Origin of the sequence: Salinispora fenicalii (genome assembly GCF_000514815.1) — a bacterium.
Lineage (GTDB): Bacteria > Actinomycetota > Actinomycetes > Mycobacteriales > Micromonosporaceae > Micromonospora > Micromonospora fenicalii.
This window is the reverse complement of the sequence record NZ_AZWQ01000017.1, coordinates 196,774-214,673: the sequence shown is the minus strand read 5'-3', so window position 1 is coordinate 214,673 and position 17,900 is coordinate 196,774. Positions and strand designations below refer to the sequence as shown.

Below are 17,900 nucleotides of genomic sequence, written 5' to 3'. Positions count from 1 at the left end.
CGAGCTGGAACTCGGCCGATAGACTCTCCGGTCATGAGTGTTGAACGGGACCCGGCAAACCAACCGGGGCTGCTGGCCGCCGTCAGCGGTCCGCAGGACATTAAGCGGATGTCCACCGAGCAGCTGGACATCCTCGCCGCCGAAATCCGTGACTTTCTGGTGGCCAAGGTCTCCCGCACCGGCGGGCACATCGGCCCCAACCTGGGGGTGGTGGAGCTGACCCTTGCGCTGCACCGGGTCTTCGACTCCCCCCGGGACCGGATCCTGTTCGACACCGGCCACCAGGCCTACGTACACAAGATTCTCACCGGCCGGCAGGGCGGCTTCGACAAGCTGCGCCAGCGCGGTGGGCTCGCCGGCTACCCGAGCCAGGCCGAGAGCGAGCATGACCTGATCGAGAACTCGCACGCCTCCACCGTCCTCTCCTACGCCGACGGGCTGGCCAAGGCGTACGCGCTGCGGGGTGAGTCCCGGACGGTGGCGGCCGTGGTCGGCGACGGCGCGCTGACCGGCGGTATGTGCTGGGAGGCGTTGAACAACATCGCGACCACCGGCAACCCGCTGGTGATCGTGGTCAACGACAACGGCCGCTCCTACTCGCCGACGATCGGCGGGCTCGCCGACCACCTTTCGACGCTGCGCCTGAACCCCGGCTACGAGCGGGTGCTGGACACGGTCCGGGAAGCGCTCGGCTCGACCCCGCTGGTCGGCCGACCGATGTACGAGGTGCTGCACGCGGTCAAGCGGGGCATCAAGGACGCGGTCGCGCCGCAGGCAATGTTCGAGGACCTCGGCATCAAGTACGTCGGCCCGGTTGACGGGCACGACATCGTGGCGGTTGAGGGGGCGCTGCGCGCGGCGAAGAACTTCGGCGGCCCGGTGATCGTGCACGCGGTCACCCGCAAGGGCTACGGCTACCGCCCGGCGGAGGAGGACGAGGCGGACTGTTTCCACAGCCCCGGTGCCTTCGACACCGAGACCGGCAAGGCCACCGCCGCGCCGTCGGTGAAGTGGACCCACGTCTTCGCCGAGGAGCTGGTGGCGATCGCCGACGAGCGGCCGGATGTGGTGGGAATCACCGCCGCGATGGCCGAGCCGACCGGCATCGCCAAACTGGCCCGGAAGTACCCGGAGCGTACCTACGACGTGGGGATCGCCGAGCAGCACGCCGCCACCTCGGCGGCGGGGCTGGCGCTGGGCGGTATGCACCCGGTGGTCGCGATCTACGCGACCTTCCTCAACCGGGCATTCGACCAGGTCCTGCTGGACGTGGCGATGCACAAGCTGCCGGTGACCTTCGTGCTGGACCGGGCCGGGATCACCGGCCCGGACGGGCCCAGCCACTACGGCATGTGGGACATGTCCGTCTTCGGGGTGGTGCCGGGCCTGCGTCTCGCCGCCCCCCGGGACGCCGCCACCCTCCGCGAGGAACTGCGCGAGGCGGTCGCCGTGGACGACGGTCCCACCATCGTCCGCTTCCCGACCGGCTCCGTCGCCGCCGACCTGCCGGCGCTGCGCCGGGTCGGTCCGGTTGATGTGCTCGCCGAGTCGACCCGCGCCGATGTGCTGCTGGTCGCGGTCGGCTCCTTCGCCGGCCTCGGCATGGAGGTCGCCGCCCGGGTCGGCGAGCAGGGCTACGGCGTGACCGTGGTTGACCCACGCTGGGTCCGGCCGGTCCCGGCCGAGTTGGTGGAGCTGGCCGCCGGGCATCGGCTCGTGGTCGTCGTGGAGGACGGGGTTCGGGCCGGCGGGGTCGGCGACGCCATCGCCCAGGCGATGCGGGACGCCGACGTCGAGGTGCCGGTGAAGGACCTGGGCGTACCGGTCGACTGGCACCCGTACGGCACCCGCGCCCAGATTCTCACCGACCTTGGCCTGACCGCCCAGGATGTGGCCCGCGACGTCACCGGCTGGATCTCCCGGCTCGACATTGATGCCGCCGACAACGAGAAGGAGCTGGTCTCCGACCAGGTGGAGTCGATCGTCACGCCGCGGGAGGCCCCCGCCCGGAAGTGACCGCGGTGGGCGATGACGGGCCGCCCGTCGTCGCCCACCCGCACCGCGGCATCGCGTCGCACGGCGCCGCCCCAGCGATACCGGCGGGCGTCGCCGTCCCTAGCGTTACCGGCGGGCACTGCTGTCCCAAGCGTTTACCGGCGGGCACTGCCCTAGCGTTCCCGGCGGGCGTCGCCGTCCCAAGCGCTACCGCGGAGCGGGCAGGGAACGGTAGTGGGTCTCGTCGATGGCCGCCAGGCTCACCGTGACCTCTTCGTCGGCCAGGGGCAGGATCGCCAGGCCCGGGCGGTCAACGAGGTGGGACGTGCCGGCCGGGACCGACAGCGAGTTCTCCGGCGCTGGCTGCCAGCTCAACACGCCCAGCCGTTGCCCCGCCACTGACAGGACGTACGCCTGAAGTGGCGCGGCCCGATCGGCGGCGGACAGCATCGCTGGGCCGCCGTCGGCCGGCCGGTACAGCACCGCTGTCATCTCGTCGTCGGCCGCGTCCCAGGTGAGCTGCTGTACCTCACCCGGCGGGCCAGCGCCGAGCGTGCCCTCGCCGACCTTCCGGAGGGTCAGCCCCGCCATCGGCCAGGAGGCCGGCACCGAGACCGCCGACTTCCGGCTCCCGAACTGGCGTTGGATACTGCCGAATGGCCCCTGGTCGCCGGCGAGCGCGCAGGTGTCCAACCCGGCCAGGGCCTGCCGCCCGGAGCCGGACTCGTCCCGTACCAGCGGGTCGCGCGGCGCGTCCAGGCCGGTACCGAGGTCGAGGAAGCGTTCGGTGGCTCGCCCCTGCGGCAGCGACTCGGTGGCGCGCAGCGTGGCGGTGACCGGGACCGCGGAGCAGGCCGGTACCGTCACGGGCGCGCTCAGGCCTCCCTCGATGGTCACCGCCTGGCCATCCGGACCGGTCAGGTCGGTGACCCGGGCAGAGACCAGGTAGCGGCGACCCGCGTCGGTGTGGACCGGGAGCACATCGGAGTAGATCAGATAGCCGGGATCGGTGTGCTCGATGGCGTGGGTGACGGTGTGGCGCCCGTCCTCCCCGGCGACCTGGAGCAGCCAGGAGGCGCCCGTACCGGGAACATCCGCGGCGACCAGGGCGAGCGGCGTGCCGTTGACCGCACCAACCCAGAGGATGCCGGAGGTGGGTAGGTACGCTCGGTCGCCGAGCGGCGACCGCCAGGCGCGGACCGCCTCGGTCACCGCGGTCGTCGTCGCGGCCTCGTCAGCGAGGGAGCCACGAGCCGGCCAGACGGTGAGCGACCCGTCCCGGCTCGCGTGCCCCACCGACAGGTCAGCCGGTGCGCGGTCGGCGACCACTCCGCAGCCGGCCAGGGTCGCCACCAGGGCCAGCGCAGCGGCGGTTGTCCTGCCGGTCCGGCGGGCTGCAAGCACGTCTAGCTCCTCCGTCTCCTGCGAACCGCAATGGTACGAGACGGCACGGTGCCGCCCAGCACCACCCACAAGGGATCGCGTGGTGGCTTTCGTGTGATTTCCGTTCAGGTAGACTCCGCCGATTGTGACGCCTGCTGACACCCGCGCCGAACCCGCCACCGTGGCCTCGTCCGAGCCGGTTGACCGCAACAGCGCGAGTGTGTTCCCCCTTGACGGCGTTGCAGCGGGGGAGCTGAAGCAAACGTCCGGCCCCCCGGCGACGGCCCCCGGTCGCCGCCGGCTCCGGCTGCCGTCGTGGACGCCCCGACGGCAGCACTCGGTGGTGGTTGGCGGCTTCCTGCTCGCCGCGCTCTGGGTGACCAGCCAGATCTGGGTCGACCCGACCGGCCGGGTTGCCGCGCTCTACAGCAGTGACCCGGCGCAGGTGCAGTTCTTCCTGGCGCACTCGGTGCGGGTGGTGCTCCACGGTGAGTTCCCGTTCTTCACCGAGCAGTTCAACTACCCGGACGGGGTCAATCTGATGGCCAACACGGCCATCCTCGCGCTGGGCATCCCGATGGTGCCGGTGACGCTCCTCTTCGGCCCGGCGGTGACCTTCGTGCTGCTGGTCACCCTTGGGCTCGCCGGCACCGCGACCGCCTGGTACGTGGTGCTCAGCCGGCACCTCGTGCGCAGTCGACTGGCGGCGGCGGTCGGCGGCTGGTTCTGCGGGTTCTCCCCGGCGATGCTGTCGCACGCCAACTGGCACCCCAACATCATCAGTCAGTTCCTGCTGCCGTTCATCGTGTGGCGGGTACTCGTCATCACCCGGTCCCGGCGTCCGTACCGCGACGGCCTGCTGCTCGCCCTGCTGGTGAGCGTGCAGGCGTTCATCAACGAGGAGATCCTGCTCTTCACCGCGATGGCGTGCGGAGTCTTCCTCGCCGCCGTGCTGGTGCAGCGGCCCCAGCTGTGGCGGGCGGCGTGGCGGCCGCTGGCGAAGTCGCTCGCCACCTGCACGGCGGTGGCGGGCGCGCTGCTGGCGTACCCGCTCTACGTGCAGTTCGCCGGCCCGATGGCGTACCACGGGCTCAGTGACGCGGTCCGGGACTACGGCAACGACATCGCGGCGTTCGTCGCCCCGGGCTCGCCCACCCTGGGCGGGGACGACGCGGCCAACACCGGCCTCGCCCCGAACTACTCGGAGGAGAACGCCTTCTTCGGCTGGAGCCTGTCCCTGATCACCGTCGGCATCGTCCTGTGGCTACGCCACGACGTGGTCGTGCGGGCCCTCGCGGCGACCGGGATCTTCTTCGCGGTGCTCTCCCTCGGCGAGCGGATCTCATGGTGGGACCAGGAGATCGGGGTCGGACCGTGGGAGTGGCTGGTCCGGCTGCCGCTGCTGGACGCGGTGGTGCCGACCCGGTTCGGGCTCATCACCACCGTCACCGTCGGGCTGTTGCTGACGCTCGCGGTCGACCGGTCCCGAAGGCTGCCGCTGCCCCGGCGTACCCTGCGGCTGCGCACCGCCGCCGGGCTGGCGCTGGCGTTGTTGCCGATCGCGCCCATGCCGCTGGCGGTGACCTCCCGACCAGCGGTGCCGGAATTCATCACCGCCGACCGGTGGCGCGGCTACGTGGCGCAGGACCAGACGCTGGTGCCCATTCCGGTGCCGAGCATGGGCAACACCCACGGCATGCGCTGGGCCGCCGCCGTCAACCTCGACTTCAAGATTCCCGGCGGCTACTTCCTGGCTCCGCGTAACGCCAACACCGGCGACCCGGGTCGGTTCGGTGGCCGCCCCAGTGGGCTTGGAGAACTGCTCAGCGAGGTCGCCAGGACCGGACGTACGCTGCGACTCGACGACCGGCAGCAGCGGCGGGCCCTGGACGACCTGCGGCACTGGCGGGCCGCGATCCTGGTCCTACCGGTGGACCAGCACCACGCGGAGCCGCTGCGGCTGACCGTCGAGCAACTGGTCGGCCCGGGCCGGCGTGAGCTGGACGTCTGGATGTGGGACGTCCGCACGTTGACGGACCCGGACCCGGCCGCCTGAGGCCAGATCCCCACCGCGGCCGGGAGTGCTCGACTGCGGTGGGAATGTCCTCCGACACGGGTTCCTAGTCGACCAGGGGACGGACGTCCCAGAGCCAGACGTCGTCCACCCGCTGCGCTGTGCCGAGCAGCGAGGTCATCAGGTCGCGCAGTACCGCTTCCCGGGGGTGGGCGCCGAGCACCACCACCGAGGCCCGCCAGTACCGCAGGTCCTCGATCGCCTGCCGCCGCTCGACGTCGGTGATGTCGGGCGCGGCGTTCTTGCCCATCGTGGAGTAGATGAGTCGGGTCGTCGGCCGGTTATCCGCCCCGAAGATCCCTTCCCCCTGCTCGTTGGGGCCGATGAAGTACCCGCCGGGAACGGGGAACTCGTGCTGGGTCAACGCACTCCAGCGCAGCGTGGACAGGCCATGCACGTTGCTCGGGATCGGTACCGGGACCAGGGTGCGCCCCTCGGGCACGTACGGCCGCCAGCCACCGGCGGTGATGAAGTGTGGTGGGGGCGCCACCGCCTCCACCGGCAGCGGCCGGGGGATCAGCGGCAGCAGCGCCAGCGTGATGGCCGCGTAGCCGACCGGGCGTCGCCAGCGCCGCGGGAACCGCGGTGGGCGGCCGGAGCGCTGCGCGGGTACCGGTGGCCGGCCGGTCCCGGAAAGGGCGTCCCACGCGACGGCGAGCAGGATCCCGATCGCGGCGGCCACGATCAGGCTCAGTCGGGTCGGCATCATCATCTCGACCAATGGCAGGTCCTCCGACACATACGCCCACGGGCCGTTGATGTCGGTCTCGACGCCGTCGAAGCGGATCGCCGGGCCGAGCGAGGCCACCGTGAACACCACCGTCAGCACCGCCAGGATGCGCGCCACCAGGCTGCGGCGGACCAGCAGCAGGAGCGCCACCACGGCCAGGATCACCAGCGGCCAGCCGAACCAGCTGTTCTGCTCGGTCACACCGATCGTCTGCTCCACCGCCGCGTCCCCGGCCAGGGTGTCCCGGGGAAAGGTGACGAAGGCTTTCAGGTCCTCCCCCCAGCTGTGGAAGACACCGCCCTGTAGGCCGCGGTAGGACTGCGGACCGTTGAACTGAAACCAGATCGGGTACGCGGTGAGCAGCAGTGCCAGGCCGCCGCCGGTGCCGAGGGCGGCGGCGAAGGTACCGGCCTGCCGCCGGGCGGCCACCGGCCGTAGCACCGCGTACGTGGCGACGACGACGAGGCAGGCCAGCGCCGTGAGCAGCAGCATCTCCTCGTTGATGAAGATTTGGTACGCCACCAGCAGGCCGAGCAGGATGCCGTTGCGCCGCCAGCGGCCGGGCTCGCCGAGCCGCAGCACGCGGAGCACGATCAGCGGGAGCAGGAAGTTGGAGGCGAAGTTGGGTTGGCCGTTGGCGTGGTGCACGACGCCGGGTGCGAAGCCCAGGAACGCGCCACCGACGAACGCGGCGGCCCGGGAGCGCACCAGGTGCCGGGAGAGCACCCAGTAGGAGGTGCCGGCGGTGGCGGCCAGCGCGGCGCCGAGGTACAGCACGTACGTCACCTGGGGGCCGACCAGCATGGTCAGCGGCGCCAGCGGCAGGGTCACCCCGAGTAGTGAGGTGTTCGCCATCATGTTCACCCCGACCGGGGCGTTCTGCCGGGTGCTGAAGAGCGGGTTCTCCAGGTGCCACACCGAGTACGCCCCGTGCGCGAAGAGCCACTCGAACCAGCTGTGGTCGGTCGGCAGGTGGGCGGAGACCCGGTTGGGTATGTCCCCCCAGTGGTTGAGGCAGACCAGTACGCCGAGGGCTAGGTAGACGCCGATGGCCAGGACGTCGGCGCGGGCGGGACGCCATCGGGACCGCCGCGTCGGCGAATCCACCACAGTGGACTTGGGGATGCTGGTCTGTGGCACGGAGTCAACCATCGGCGCGGGCACGACGCGCCATCGTACAGGCGGCTCCAGGGTGAACCGGCCGGCCCCGGTCACTCTCGGTTGCGCAACCAAGTCGTCGCTGGCGGTGAAGCACTAGGTTGTCGGGGAGTCAGGCGCGAGGAGGCTGGGATGCGGGTACTGGTTGTCGAGGACGAACGCAACCTCGCCGACGCGATCACGCGGGGGTTGCGCAAGCGCGGCATGGCGGTGGATGTCGCGTACGACGGTGACAGTGGGCACGAGATGGCGTTCGTCACCCGGTACGACGTGGTGGTGCTCGACCGGGACCTGCCCGGTGTGCCCGGCGATCAGATCTGCGCCGAACTGGCCGCCTCCGGCACCCTGACCCGGGTGCTGATGCTGACCGCCAGCGGGACGGTCGCCGACCGGGTCGAGGGGCTGCAGCTGGGCGCGGATGACTATCTGCCCAAGCCGTTCGCCTTCGATGAGCTGGTCGCCCGGGTGCAGGCGCTGGGCCGCCGCGCCACCCCGGCCGCTCCGCCGGTGCTGGCGGTGGCCGACCTGGTGCTCGACCCGGCTCGCCGGACGGCCACCCGGGCCGACGTGCCGGTGGACCTGACCAACAAGGAGTTCGGTGTGCTGCACGAACTGGTCAAGGCCGGCGGCGCGGTGGTCTCCAGCGAGGAGCTGCTGGAACGGGTCTGGGACGCGAACACCGACCCGTTCACGACCATCGTCCGGGTCACCGTGCGCACGCTGCGCCGTAAGCTCGGCGACCCACCGCTGATCGAGACCGTGGTCGGCGCCGGCTACCGGGTGGCCGGGGCGGCGGCGTGACCGCCGGCCGGGGGATGCGGCCCACCCTGCGCCTGCGGTTGACCCTGCTCAACGGGTTGCTGCTGGTGGGCGCTGGGGTGATCCTGGTGCTGCTGGCCTGGCTGCTGGTACGCGACGCGCTGCGCCCCACCGACGAGCTGCTTACCGGGACGACGGTGGTGCTGGCCGACGGTCGTTCCCTGGACGCCGCCGAGTGGCAGCGGCAGTTGGGCGAGGTGGCGAGCCGGGAACTGCTGGCCAAAGGGTTGGCGGCGCTGCTGGCGATCAGCGTGGTCGGGGTGGCCGGTGGCTACCTGGTCGCGGGCCGGGCCCTGCGCCCGCTCTATCAGGTCACCGCCACCGCCCGACGGCTCGGCGAGACCACCCTCGATCAGCGCATCGGCTACTCGGGTGCGGACGACGAGGTGGCCGAGCTGGCGCAGACCTTCGACGCGATGCTGGACCGGATCGCGGTCGCCTTCGACGCGCAGAAGCGCTTCGTCGCGAACGCCTCACATGAGCTGCGCACCCCACTCGCCGTGATGCGCACCGAGATCGATGTGACGCTCAGCGACGACGAGGCGGACACCGCCGAGTACCGCCGGATGTCCACTGTGGTGCGGGATGCCTCGGAGCGGGCCAACGGCCTGGTGGACGCGCTGCTGGTGCTGGCCCGCAGCGAGGCGCAGGCCGGCCACCGTCTCGCCCGGCGGACGGAGTGCGACCTGGCTGCCGGCGCCGCCAACGCGTTGACGGCGGTACGCCGGGAGGTGGAGCGGATCGGTCTGCGGGTGGAGACCTCACTCGAGCCGGCGCCGGTGGTTGGCGACCCCGGGCTGCTGGACCGGCTCGCCGGGAACCTGGTCGAGAACGCGGTGCGCTACAACCATCTGCACGGCCGGCTCTGGGTACGGACCGGTTCGGATGGCCGGCGGTCCTGGCTGGTGGTGGGCAACACTGGCTTCGAGGTGGACCAGGCCGATGTGCCGGGGCTGTTCGAGCCGTTCCGGCGGGGCGGCCGGGAACGGACCGGCGCCCGCGGCTCCGGTCTGGGGCTCTCCATCGTCCGGGCCGTCTGCGACGCACACGGTGGCGTGGTGAAGGCGATCGCGCAGCCGGGCGGTGGCTTGGAGGTGACGGTGACGCTGCCGGCAGCAGATGGGCCGGGCCCCGCCGTTACTCGGTGAGGTGGCAGCGCACTTTGATTTTGGGGGTGCGCTTCATTTGGGAGTGCACTTCAACCTTCGGGAGTGCACTTCTCCCTGCCACTCTTAACATATAGCACATAGGGGGTCTTGCGGCAAGACCCCGTTATTGCCGCAGAATCGTCGGCCGAAGCCAGTACCCCTGGAAACAGGGATTCGCGACACACACGTGTGCGCGGGTTTGCGCCATCAACTCGGCGAAGGGCTGGCCGAAACAAGTGCCGACGAATGGGGGCAGTTTCATGTTTGACGTGATCATTGTTGGGGGCGGACCGACCGGCATGATGTTGGCCGGTGAGCTACGGCTGCACGGAGTGCAGGTGGTGGTGCTGGAGCGGGACACCGAGCCGCCGGTGATTGTCCGCTCGCTCGGGCTGCACGTACGCAGTATCGAGGTGATGGACCAGCGCGGCCTGCTGGAGCGCTTCCTCGCGAACGGCCAGCAGTACCGGGTCGGCGGCTACTTCGCCGGCATCAGCAAGCCGTGGCCCGACAACATGGACACCGCACACGGGTACATCCTCGGTATCCCGCAGACCAGCACCGAACGGCTCCTCACCGAGCATGCCGCCGAGGCCGGCGCGGACATCCTGCGCGGCACCGAACTCGTCGGCCTGAGCCAGGACGAGGAAGCGGTCACCGCGGAACTCGCCGACGGCACCCAACTCCGTGCCCGCTACCTCGTCGGCTGCGACGGCGGCCGCAGCACGGTCCGCAAGCTGCTCGGCGTGGACTTCCCCGGCGAGCCCACCCGGTTCGAGACGTTGCTGGGCGTCATGGAGTTGACCGCGGCGCCGGAGGAGGTCACCGCGGTGATGACCGAGGTCCGCAAGACACAGCTCCGGTTCGGCGCCGGACCGGTCGGCGACGGGGACGGGCTGTACCGCGTCGTCGTGCCCGCCGCCGGGGTGACCGAGGACCGAACGACCCCGCCGACTTTCGAGGAATTCCAGCAGCAGCTGCGGGTGACCGCCGGCACCGACTTCGGCGTGCACTCACCGCGCTGGCTGTCCCGGTTCGGGGACGCCACCCGGCTCGCCGAGCGCTACCGGGTCGGCCGGGTGCTGCTGGCCGGCGACGCCGCCCACATCCACCCGCCGCTCGGTGGACAGGGCCTCAACCTCGGCATCCAGGACGCGTTCAACCTTGGTTGGAAACTCGCCGCGGAGATCGGCGGCTGGGCGCCGAGCGGGCTGCTGGACAGCTACCACGCGGAGCGGCACCCGGTGGCCGCCGCCGTACTGGAGAACACCCGCGCGCAGACGGAGCTGATCACCCTCGAGCCGGGGCCGGAGGCCGTACGCCGGGTGGTGGCGGAGCTGATGGACTTCGAGGAGGTCAACCGCTACCTGATCGAGAAGGTCACCGCGATCTCGGTTCGGTACGACTTCGGCGAGGGCCACCACCTGCTCGGCCGGCGGTTGCGCGATGTGGAGCTGAAGCAGGGGCACCTCTACGGCCTGATGCACCGCGGCCGGGGAATGGTGCTCGACCAGACCGGCCGGCTGTCGGTGGCCGGCTGGACCGACCGGGTCGACCACGTGGTGGACGTCAGCACGGAACTGGATGTGCCCGCGCTGCTGCTGCGACCGGACGGCCACGTGGCGTGGGTCGGTGACGATCCGGAGGAGCTGCGCACCCAGCTGCAGCGGTGGTTCGGAGGCCCGTCGACGCAATCTAGTTGATCGTCGGAAAGAACCGGTCCATGTCTGCCTCACTCCCGAGATCAAGCGGGATGAGGAGGTCGAACCGAGTGGGCCGGCTGAGGAGGAGCTGTGAAGGTCGTCATTCCCGGTGGGACTGGTCCCCTTTCAGCGCCTCCAGTCGGTTTCCCGGCGGCACCCTCAGGTCGCGAAGATCCCGGGCCGCGTGGATCATTTTGGTGTCGCGACGACACCACCCCACCGCTAGGGTGGGCTGATGCCGTCGGTCAAGCAGGTCCAAATCACCTTCGACTGCGAGGAGCCGGGGCGGGTGGCACGGTTCTGGTGCAAGGCGCTGGGATACGTCTTCCCGCCGCCCCCGACGGGCTTCGCCACCTGGGGCGACTTCGATCGCACGTTGCCGCCGGAGCATCAGGGCTCGGTGTCCGCCTGCGTTGACCCCTCCGGTGTGGGGCCGCGCCTGTTCTTTCAGCGCGTTCCCGAGGGGAAGGCAGTGAAGAATCGGCTGCACCTGGACGTGCGCGTCGGAACCGGGCTCGTCGGTGCCGAGCGGGTGGCCGCCCTCGAGGCGGAATGCGCCCGGCTGGTCGCGCTCGGCGCGGTGCGGGTGCGACTCCTGACCGCCGACGGCTACAACGAGTCGTGCCTGGTGATGCAAGACGTCGAGGGCAACGAGTTCTGCCTCGACTGACGCGTCCGCCCGGTCAGCGTCCGTGACCCGGCCCCGGGGCCGCGCGGGTCAGGACTGGTAGCCGAGCCCGTGCACGGTCCATCCCGCGGCTCGCCAGCGGGGACCGGAGATCACACCACGGGTATCCAGCAATATTCGTTGATCCACCCGCTCGGCGATCACATAGGGGTCGAGCGCGCCGAACTCCGGCCAGCCGGTCCCCACCACGATCAGCTCGGCGCCGACGGCCGCCTCGGCCGCCGTCGCGGCGTAGCTCAGCTGCGGCGCGGACTGCCGGGCCATCGCCAGCCCCTGCGGGTCGTACGCGGTGACCTGCGCCCCGGCCCCGTGGAGCCGTACGGCGACGTCGAGCGCGGGGGAGTCGCGCACGTCGTCGATGCCGGGTTTGAAGGCGGTACCCCACAGGGCGATCCGTCGTCCCCGTACCTCCCCGTTGAGCGCGGCGGTGGCCAGCGTGACAGCGCGGGTACGCATGTGCAGGTTCACACTGTCCACGCTGTGCAGAAATTCGGCGGCGGTGGTGACTCCGCCTCGTTCGGCCTGAGCCGTGAAGGCGTGTAGGTCCTTGGGTAGGCAACCGCCGCCGAAGCCGAGGCCGGGCTGCAGGTACTGGTGTCCGATGCGGGCGTCGTGGCCGATCGCGTCGGCCAGCTCGGCGACGTTCGCTCCTACCACCGCGCACATTTCGGCGACGGCGTTGACGAACGAGATTCGGGTGGCCAGGTAGGCGTTCGCGGTCGCCTTGACCATTTCGGCGGTGATTCGGTCGGTGACCACGAGCGGGCAGCCGTGCCCGCTGGTGATCGGCGCGTACAGCAGTCGTAGGGTCTCCTCGGCCTCGGTCGAGGCGACGCCGAGGACGATCCGATCCGGGGTCAGGGTGTCGGCCACCGCGGTGCCTTCGCGGAGGAACTCGGGGTTCCACGCCACCTGAACGCCGTCGCCGATGGGGGAGAGCTTCCGGGCCTGGGCCTCGACCACCTCGGCGGTGCCGGGCGTGACGGTGGACTTGCCGACGATCAGGCAGGGACGCCGAAGGTGCGGGGCCAGCCGCTCGATCGCCGCGCTGATCTGGGTCAGGTCGTAGGTGCCGTCCAGGCCGGAGGGGGTGCCGACCGCGAGGAAGTGCACATCACCGAAGGCGGCCGCCGCCGCGAAGTCGGTGGTGAAGCGAAGTCTTCCGGTGTCGAGGTTGCGGGCCAGCAGCACATCGAGCTCCGGTTCGTGAAACCAGCCGCGCCCGGCGTTCAACGTCTCGACCTTCTCCGGGTCAATGTCGACCCCGATGACCTCATGCCCGATGTCGGCCATCCCGGCGGCGTGGGTTGCGCCCAGGTGCCCCGACCCGATGACGGTGACCTTCACCAGCCGACCCCCCTTCCCGGTACGAGTCGTCGTTGACGACAGCGGACTGTAACCCGCGGATCGGAGAGTTTCCTGCTGGAAGGGTGCCCACCACGGGTGTTTCTTCGGGTCGTGGGAATGCGCCCAGGATCCCAGACTGCGTTGTCTCACCAGCCGGAGCGTGACAGTACTCTGACCGAATGCCCGTAACCACAGCGCTGCGTGATTTGGTGCGGGCGGTCGCCACCGGCCACGACCCGAAGCCCGGGGAAGCTGCCGCGTCGGGTCGGACTCGTCGGTTGGCGCGGCTGCGCCCGCATCTGCGGGTGCTGGCGCCGCTGGCCGCGTTCCTGCTGTGGCTCCTCGCGATGGCGGGTCTCGCGCCGTACCAGGTTGGCAGACTTGAGACGATCCTCCTCGCCGCCCTGACTGCGGCGCCGGTGGCCCTGATGCCCCGCCGGGCGCTGCTGGCGTGGCGGGTGGCAGCGGTAGCCACCCTGGTCAGTGGTGTTAACGGACTGCACGAAGCCGGTGCCCCCTGGCCCGGCAACCCGGTGCTGATCCTGGTCTACCTCGTCGTACTTGTGGTGGTCGGCTACCGCCATCCGCTAGGGGTGCTGTTCTGGGTCTGGGCGTTCAGCATCGCGATGTCTCTGCTGTTTCTCGACCCGGGCGTTGGCTACGGCAGCATGTTGCTGGTCAGCGGCGTCCTGGGGGTGGGTCACCTGCTGGGCCGATGGGCGCAGGCGCGCACCGGCCTGGTCGTCGAGCGGGAGCGGGGTGCGATGCTGACCGAGCGCGCACGCATCGCCCGTGAGCTGCATGACGTCGTCGCCCACCACATGTCCCTCATCGCGGTGCGGTCGGAGACCGCCGTCTACCGCCTGAACGAACTTTCGCCAGCGGCGCGGGCGGAGTTCATCGAGATCGCGGAGTCATCCCGGGAAGCGCTCACCGAGATGCGGCGGTTGCTGGGCGTCCTGCGCGCCCCGCAGGAGCAGTCGCTAACCGCGCCTCAGCCCAGCCTCGTGGAGTTGGACGCGCTCGTGGCGGGCGCGCGGGCAGCCGGAACCCCAGTCACGGTGTCGGTGCAGGGCGTGATCACCGGTGTGCCGGATTCGGTGGGGCTCTCCGCCTACCGGATCGTGCAGGAAGCCCTCTCCAATGTGGCTCGACATGCTCCCGGTGCACCCACTGACCTCACCCTGCATCGGAACCAGCATGAGTTGATCATCCGGGTCCGCAACGCGGTCAAGGTGGACCCCAACGGTCGCCCGGTGCCCCCTCCGGCCGCCGCGGTGACCGGCGCGAGCGGCAGCCACGGCCTGCTCGGGATGCGCGAGCGGGTGGCCATGCTGCATGGCAGCCTGAGTGCCGACCAGACCGACGACGGTGGATTCGAGGTGCGGGCGACGTTGCCCCTGGAGTGCCAGTCATGATCAAGGTGTTGCTCGTTGACGACCACGCGATGGTCCGGGAGGGCTTCGGGGCGCTGCTCACCGCCCAGGAGGACATGGTGGTGGTGGCGGACGTCGCCGATGGCGAGCAGGCGATTGCCGCGGCGCGCCGGCACGCTCCTGATGTCATCCTGATGGATATCCGGATGCCGACCGTTGACGGCCTGACCGCGACGCGTCGGATCCTGGAGCTGCCCCCCGGGCGGTATCGGCCGAAGGTGCTGATCCTGAGCACCTTCGACGTGGACGACTACGTGTTCGAGGCGCTGAGGGCCGGCGCGAGCGGGTTCCTGCTGAAGGACGCGCCGGCCGCGGAACTCGTGCACGCGGTCCGCGTGATCGCCGCGGGTGAGGCCTTGCTCGCTCCCTCGGTGACCCGGCGGCTCATCGCGGCTTACGCAAGCCGCACTCGGCCGCGCCGAGCCGAACCGGAATCGATCAACACCCTCACTCGGCGCGAGGCAGAAGTGCTGCGGCTGATCGCGCGCGGACTGTCGAACCAGGAGATCGCGGCGGAGTTGGTGCTTGCCGAGCAGACCGTCAAGACTCACGTCAGCCGCGTGCTGATGAAGCTGAACCTGCGGGACCGGGCGCAGGCGGTGGTCTACGCCTACGAAAGTGGCATGATCAACCCGGGGGAGTAGTACCGGCGTACCGGTCCGGGTTGGCGCTCGCGGGTGACGTTGCCGGGGACGGTCCCTACCTAGCGTCGCTGCCATGAAGCGATGGTTGTTGCGGCTGCTCGTCGCGGCGGTGCTGGCCGCCGCGTGCCCGGCCCCGAGCCCGGCGGCGACCGGCGTGCCGGTGGTGCGGACCGTGGGCGATCCGGATGGGGCCGATGGGATTGTCGTGCTGGTGCCCGGTGCGGCCACTACACCGGAGAACCTTGACCGGGGGCACGGGGGCGTGCTGCGGCGCTCGCCGCACTGGCAGGCCCGGCAGCTGCACGCCGCGTCTGGCGGGCGGGTAGCGGTGGTGGCCTGGCTCGGCTACGCGCCGCCCGGCGGCATCGACCTCGCCGCGATCCGGTCGGAGCGCGCGATGGCCGGAGCGACGGCCCTGACCGAGTACGTCCGGCAGCTCGCCACGGCCCGGCCGGACACGGCGATAACGGTGATCGGGCACAGCTACGGATCCCTGGTCCTCGCCTACGCCGCGGCCCGGCTGCCCGTTCAGGTCACCGACCTCGTGGTGCTGGGAAGCCCTGGCCTCGATGTCAGTGCGGCCGAACAGCTGGATACCGAGGCGCGGCTCTGGGCGGGCAGCGCCGAGAACGACTGGATTCGGCGAATCCCCGACGTGCGGGTCCTTGGCCTCGGGCACGGGGTGGATCCGAGCCGGCCCTCGTTCGGCGCGCGGAACCTGGATGTCACGGGCGCCGAAGGACACGACGGATACTTCCTGCCCGGCACCACCGCACTGGAAAGTCTCGCTGCCGTGGCGTTGGGGACAGCATGACCGCGAGATCGCTGCCCGCCCGCCTTGCGGCGGCCACCCCGGCCGGCCGGGACCGGTCCATCGACGTGTTACGAGCCTTAGCTATCGCCGGCGTGGTGCTCGGCCACTGGCTGGTAACCGCCTTCGTGGTCACCGAGTCCGGGCTGCGGGTGGCCAGCCCGCTGACGTACCTGCCCGGCCTCACCCCACTCTCCTGGCTGCTGCAGACCCTCGCGCTCTTCTTCTTCGTCGGAGGGTTCGCCGCGGCGTCTGGACTGCCGAGGGCGGGAAGCTACCTCGGGTGGCTGCTGGCGCGGATGGACCGGCTCTTCCGTCCGATGCTGGCTTTCCTCGCCCTCTGGGCGGTGGTGGCCCTGGTCTGGATGCCCGCCGTCGGCGCAGAGTCAGCGCGAACCGTCCGCGTCATCGTGCTGAGCCCACTGTGGTTTGTCGTGGTGTACGCCGGGCTCATCGCCGTGACCCCGCTCGTGTGGAACCGGCCCGGTCGGATCATCGTGCCGCTCGTGGCCGCGGTCGCCGTGGTCGACGTGGCGCGGCTCGGGCTCGACGGCCCGTCGTGGCTCGGTGGGGTGAACGTGGCGACCGCCTGGCTCGTACCCTTCTGCCTCGGGGTGGCCTGTGCCCGCGGGGCCCGGCTGCCGGCGGTCGGGCTGCTCCTCGGTGGGGTCGTGGCCACCGCCGCGCTGGTGCACTGGTTCGACTATCCGACCAGCCTGGTCGGTGTGCCAGGCCAGGGCCTGTCCAACCTCAACCCGCCCACCCTCGTCGCGGTGAGCTTCGGGTTGGCTCAGGTGGGGCTCGCCCTGCTGCTGCGTGGCCCGCTGACCCGGCTCGCCCGCCGGCCGCTGGTCTGGGCTGTCGTGGCCGGGACGAATCTGTGGGCCATGCGGATCTTCTTGTGGCACCAGACCGCGTTGGTGGCGGTGACACTCTTCGCCCTGAGCTCCGCCCCACTGCCCGGACTGCACACCGCGCCCGACTCGTGGTGGTGGATCCTCGCCCGCCTCCGCTGGCTGCCCGTCTTCGCAGCTGTTCTGCTGGGCGGGCTGTGGTTGGGTGCCCGGATCGGCGCGGGACGGCGTCCCCGAAAGGGCCGTTCGGTCCCACCCCAGGCTTCGACGCGGTGGTCTACTCCGCTTCTGCGCTGCTCCGGACGGCGATCGTGAGGACGTGGCCGCTGGCGCCGAGCAAACTCGGCTCGTCTTCCACCGAGCGCATCATTTCCAGCAGCAGGCCGGTCAGGTCGGGGCTGGCCAGGATCTCGGCCAGTCGCGCCCCGGTCATCCCCAGCGGGCCCTCGACCGAAACCCGCCGCCGTACGACGAGGCCCGCCTCCGTCGCTTCACCGGCCAACTCGTCCGGATGGTGGAAGTAGGCGCTGGTAAACCACCTCTGCGTGTCGCCGATATTGCGGTGCACTCCTTCGGCCAACGTGCGCTCCACCATGGGTCGGAACCGTGCGTCAGTGAAGTAGCCCTTCACGAAACCGTCGAACAGCGACGCGAACCGGCTGATGGTGGCGCCCACAACCACGCCGCCAGCACGTACGACACGAGCCGCTTCCCGCCAGACAGCAACGCGATCCGTCCGCTCCGGCAGGTGATACAGCGGCCCGAGCAGCAGGACCGCGTCCACGCTGCGATCGGCGGCGGGCAAGGCCCGGGCATCCCCGAGGACGGCGGTCACACCGGGGCGGGCTGCCGCCTCAGCCACATGCTCGGGCACCGGGTCGACAACCCGGACGTGGTAGCCGGCCTGCGCCAGCGGAGCGGCGTAGACCCCGGTCGCACCGCCCACGTCCAGCAAGTCCGCTGGCGCACCCGGGAGTACCCGGGACAGGACATCCCACGTGCGCAGGAACTCCAACCGGCCCGGGCCGGCAGCAAGCCGATCCCGCTCGCCGCCCCGCTGGTAGTACTCCATGATTTCGGGCTTCAGCACACAGCAGATCGTGTTACGGC

Annotated in this window: 14 protein-coding genes; 10 read left to right on the top strand and 4 right to left on the bottom strand. The window is 70.8% G+C overall.

From position 1 onward, the window contains the following. Positions 1-33 precede the first annotated feature (33 nt). Entirely contained in the window at positions 34-2,016 is a 1,983-nt protein-coding gene (gene dxs / locus B116_RS0107885) for a 1-deoxy-D-xylulose-5-phosphate synthase (RefSeq protein ID WP_018721782.1), read from the top strand. Between the two features lie 186 nt (positions 2,017-2,202). Here the strand turns inward: dxs and B116_RS0107880 are convergent, their stop codons facing one another. Then, positions 2,203-3,399 (bottom strand): hypothetical protein, encoded by a 1,197-nt coding sequence (locus B116_RS0107880; protein WP_027659722.1) that lies wholly within the window; start codon positions 3,397-3,399, stop codon positions 2,203-2,205. Between the two features lie 124 nt (positions 3,400-3,523). On the opposite strand from B116_RS0107880, the gene B116_RS0107875 reads away from it, so the two are divergent. Next, positions 3,524-5,434 carry a glycosyltransferase family protein gene (locus tag B116_RS0107875; protein ID WP_027659721.1) on the top strand — a complete coding sequence of 637 codons (1,911 nt, stop codon included), beginning with the start codon at positions 3,524-3,526 and terminating at the stop codon, positions 5,432-5,434. A gap of 64 nt (positions 5,435-5,498) precedes the next feature. Here B116_RS0107875 and B116_RS0107870 read toward each other — a convergent pair whose 3' ends face one another. Next, the gene (locus tag B116_RS0107870; protein ID WP_027659720.1) at positions 5,499-7,334 is read right to left on the bottom strand and encodes a hypothetical protein; all 1,836 of its coding nucleotides are present in this window, start codon (positions 7,332-7,334) and stop codon (positions 5,499-5,501) included. Positions 7,335-7,472: 138 nt separating this feature from the next. Between B116_RS0107870 and B116_RS0107865 the strand changes: the two genes are divergently transcribed. The 4 genes from B116_RS0107865 to B116_RS0107850 all read left to right on the top strand — a co-directional run bounded on the left by B116_RS0107865 (position 7,473) and on the right by B116_RS0107850 (position 11,680). Then, positions 7,473-8,141, top strand: a complete 669-nt coding sequence (locus tag B116_RS0107865) for a response regulator transcription factor (protein ID WP_018721778.1) — start codon at positions 7,473-7,475, stop codon at positions 8,139-8,141. Then, on the top strand, positions 8,138-9,307 hold the full coding sequence (locus B116_RS0107860) for a sensor histidine kinase (RefSeq protein ID WP_018721777.1): 1,170 nt from the start codon (positions 8,138-8,140) through the stop codon (positions 9,305-9,307). The genes B116_RS0107865 and B116_RS0107860 overlap by 4 nt, the downstream gene beginning before the upstream one ends. A gap of 260 nt (positions 9,308-9,567) precedes the next feature. Then, complete coding sequence (rox, locus tag B116_RS0107855; protein ID WP_027659719.1) at positions 9,568-11,010, top strand: rifampin monooxygenase; 1,443 nt, start codon at positions 9,568-9,570, stop codon at positions 11,008-11,010. Between the two features lie 235 nt (positions 11,011-11,245). Then, positions 11,246-11,680 (top strand): VOC family protein, encoded by a 435-nt coding sequence (locus B116_RS0107850; protein WP_018721775.1) that lies wholly within the window; start codon positions 11,246-11,248, stop codon positions 11,678-11,680. Positions 11,681-11,728: 48 nt separating this feature from the next. On the opposite strand, the gene B116_RS0107845 is transcribed toward B116_RS0107850, so the two are convergent. Then, positions 11,729-13,045 (bottom strand): UDP-glucose dehydrogenase family protein, encoded by a 1,317-nt coding sequence (locus tag B116_RS0107845; RefSeq protein ID WP_027659718.1) that lies wholly within the window; start codon positions 13,043-13,045, stop codon positions 11,729-11,731. A 179-nt stretch (positions 13,046-13,224) separates the two neighbouring features. Between B116_RS0107845 and B116_RS0107840 the strand changes: the two genes are divergently transcribed. The 4 genes from B116_RS0107840 to B116_RS0107825 all read left to right on the top strand — a co-directional run bounded on the left by B116_RS0107840 (position 13,225) and on the right by B116_RS0107825 (position 17,105). Continuing rightward, on the top strand, positions 13,225-14,463 hold the full coding sequence (locus B116_RS0107840; protein ID WP_027659717.1) for a sensor histidine kinase: 1,239 nt from the start codon (positions 13,225-13,227) through the stop codon (positions 14,461-14,463). Then, the gene (locus B116_RS0107835) at positions 14,460-15,125 is read left to right on the top strand and encodes a response regulator (protein WP_027659716.1); all 666 of its coding nucleotides are present in this window, start codon (positions 14,460-14,462) and stop codon (positions 15,123-15,125) included. Before B116_RS0107840 ends, B116_RS0107835 begins: the two co-directional genes overlap by 4 nt. A 73-nt stretch (positions 15,126-15,198) precedes the next feature. Next, positions 15,199-15,939, top strand: a complete 741-nt coding sequence (locus B116_RS0107830) for an alpha/beta hydrolase (RefSeq protein WP_027659715.1) — start codon at positions 15,199-15,201, stop codon at positions 15,937-15,939. Next, complete coding sequence (locus B116_RS0107825; protein ID WP_027659714.1) at positions 15,936-17,105, top strand: acyltransferase family protein; 1,170 nt, start codon at positions 15,936-15,938, stop codon at positions 17,103-17,105. The genes B116_RS0107830 and B116_RS0107825 overlap by 4 nt, the downstream gene beginning before the upstream one ends. On the opposite strand, the gene B116_RS0107820 is transcribed toward B116_RS0107825, so the two are convergent. After that, positions 17,068-17,880 carry a class I SAM-dependent methyltransferase gene (locus tag B116_RS0107820; protein WP_018721770.1) on the bottom strand — a complete coding sequence of 271 codons (813 nt, stop codon included), beginning with the start codon at positions 17,878-17,880 and terminating at the stop codon, positions 17,068-17,070. The two genes, B116_RS0107825 and B116_RS0107820, sit on opposite strands and share 38 nt — an antisense overlap. Positions 17,881-17,900: the final 20 nt, after the last annotated feature.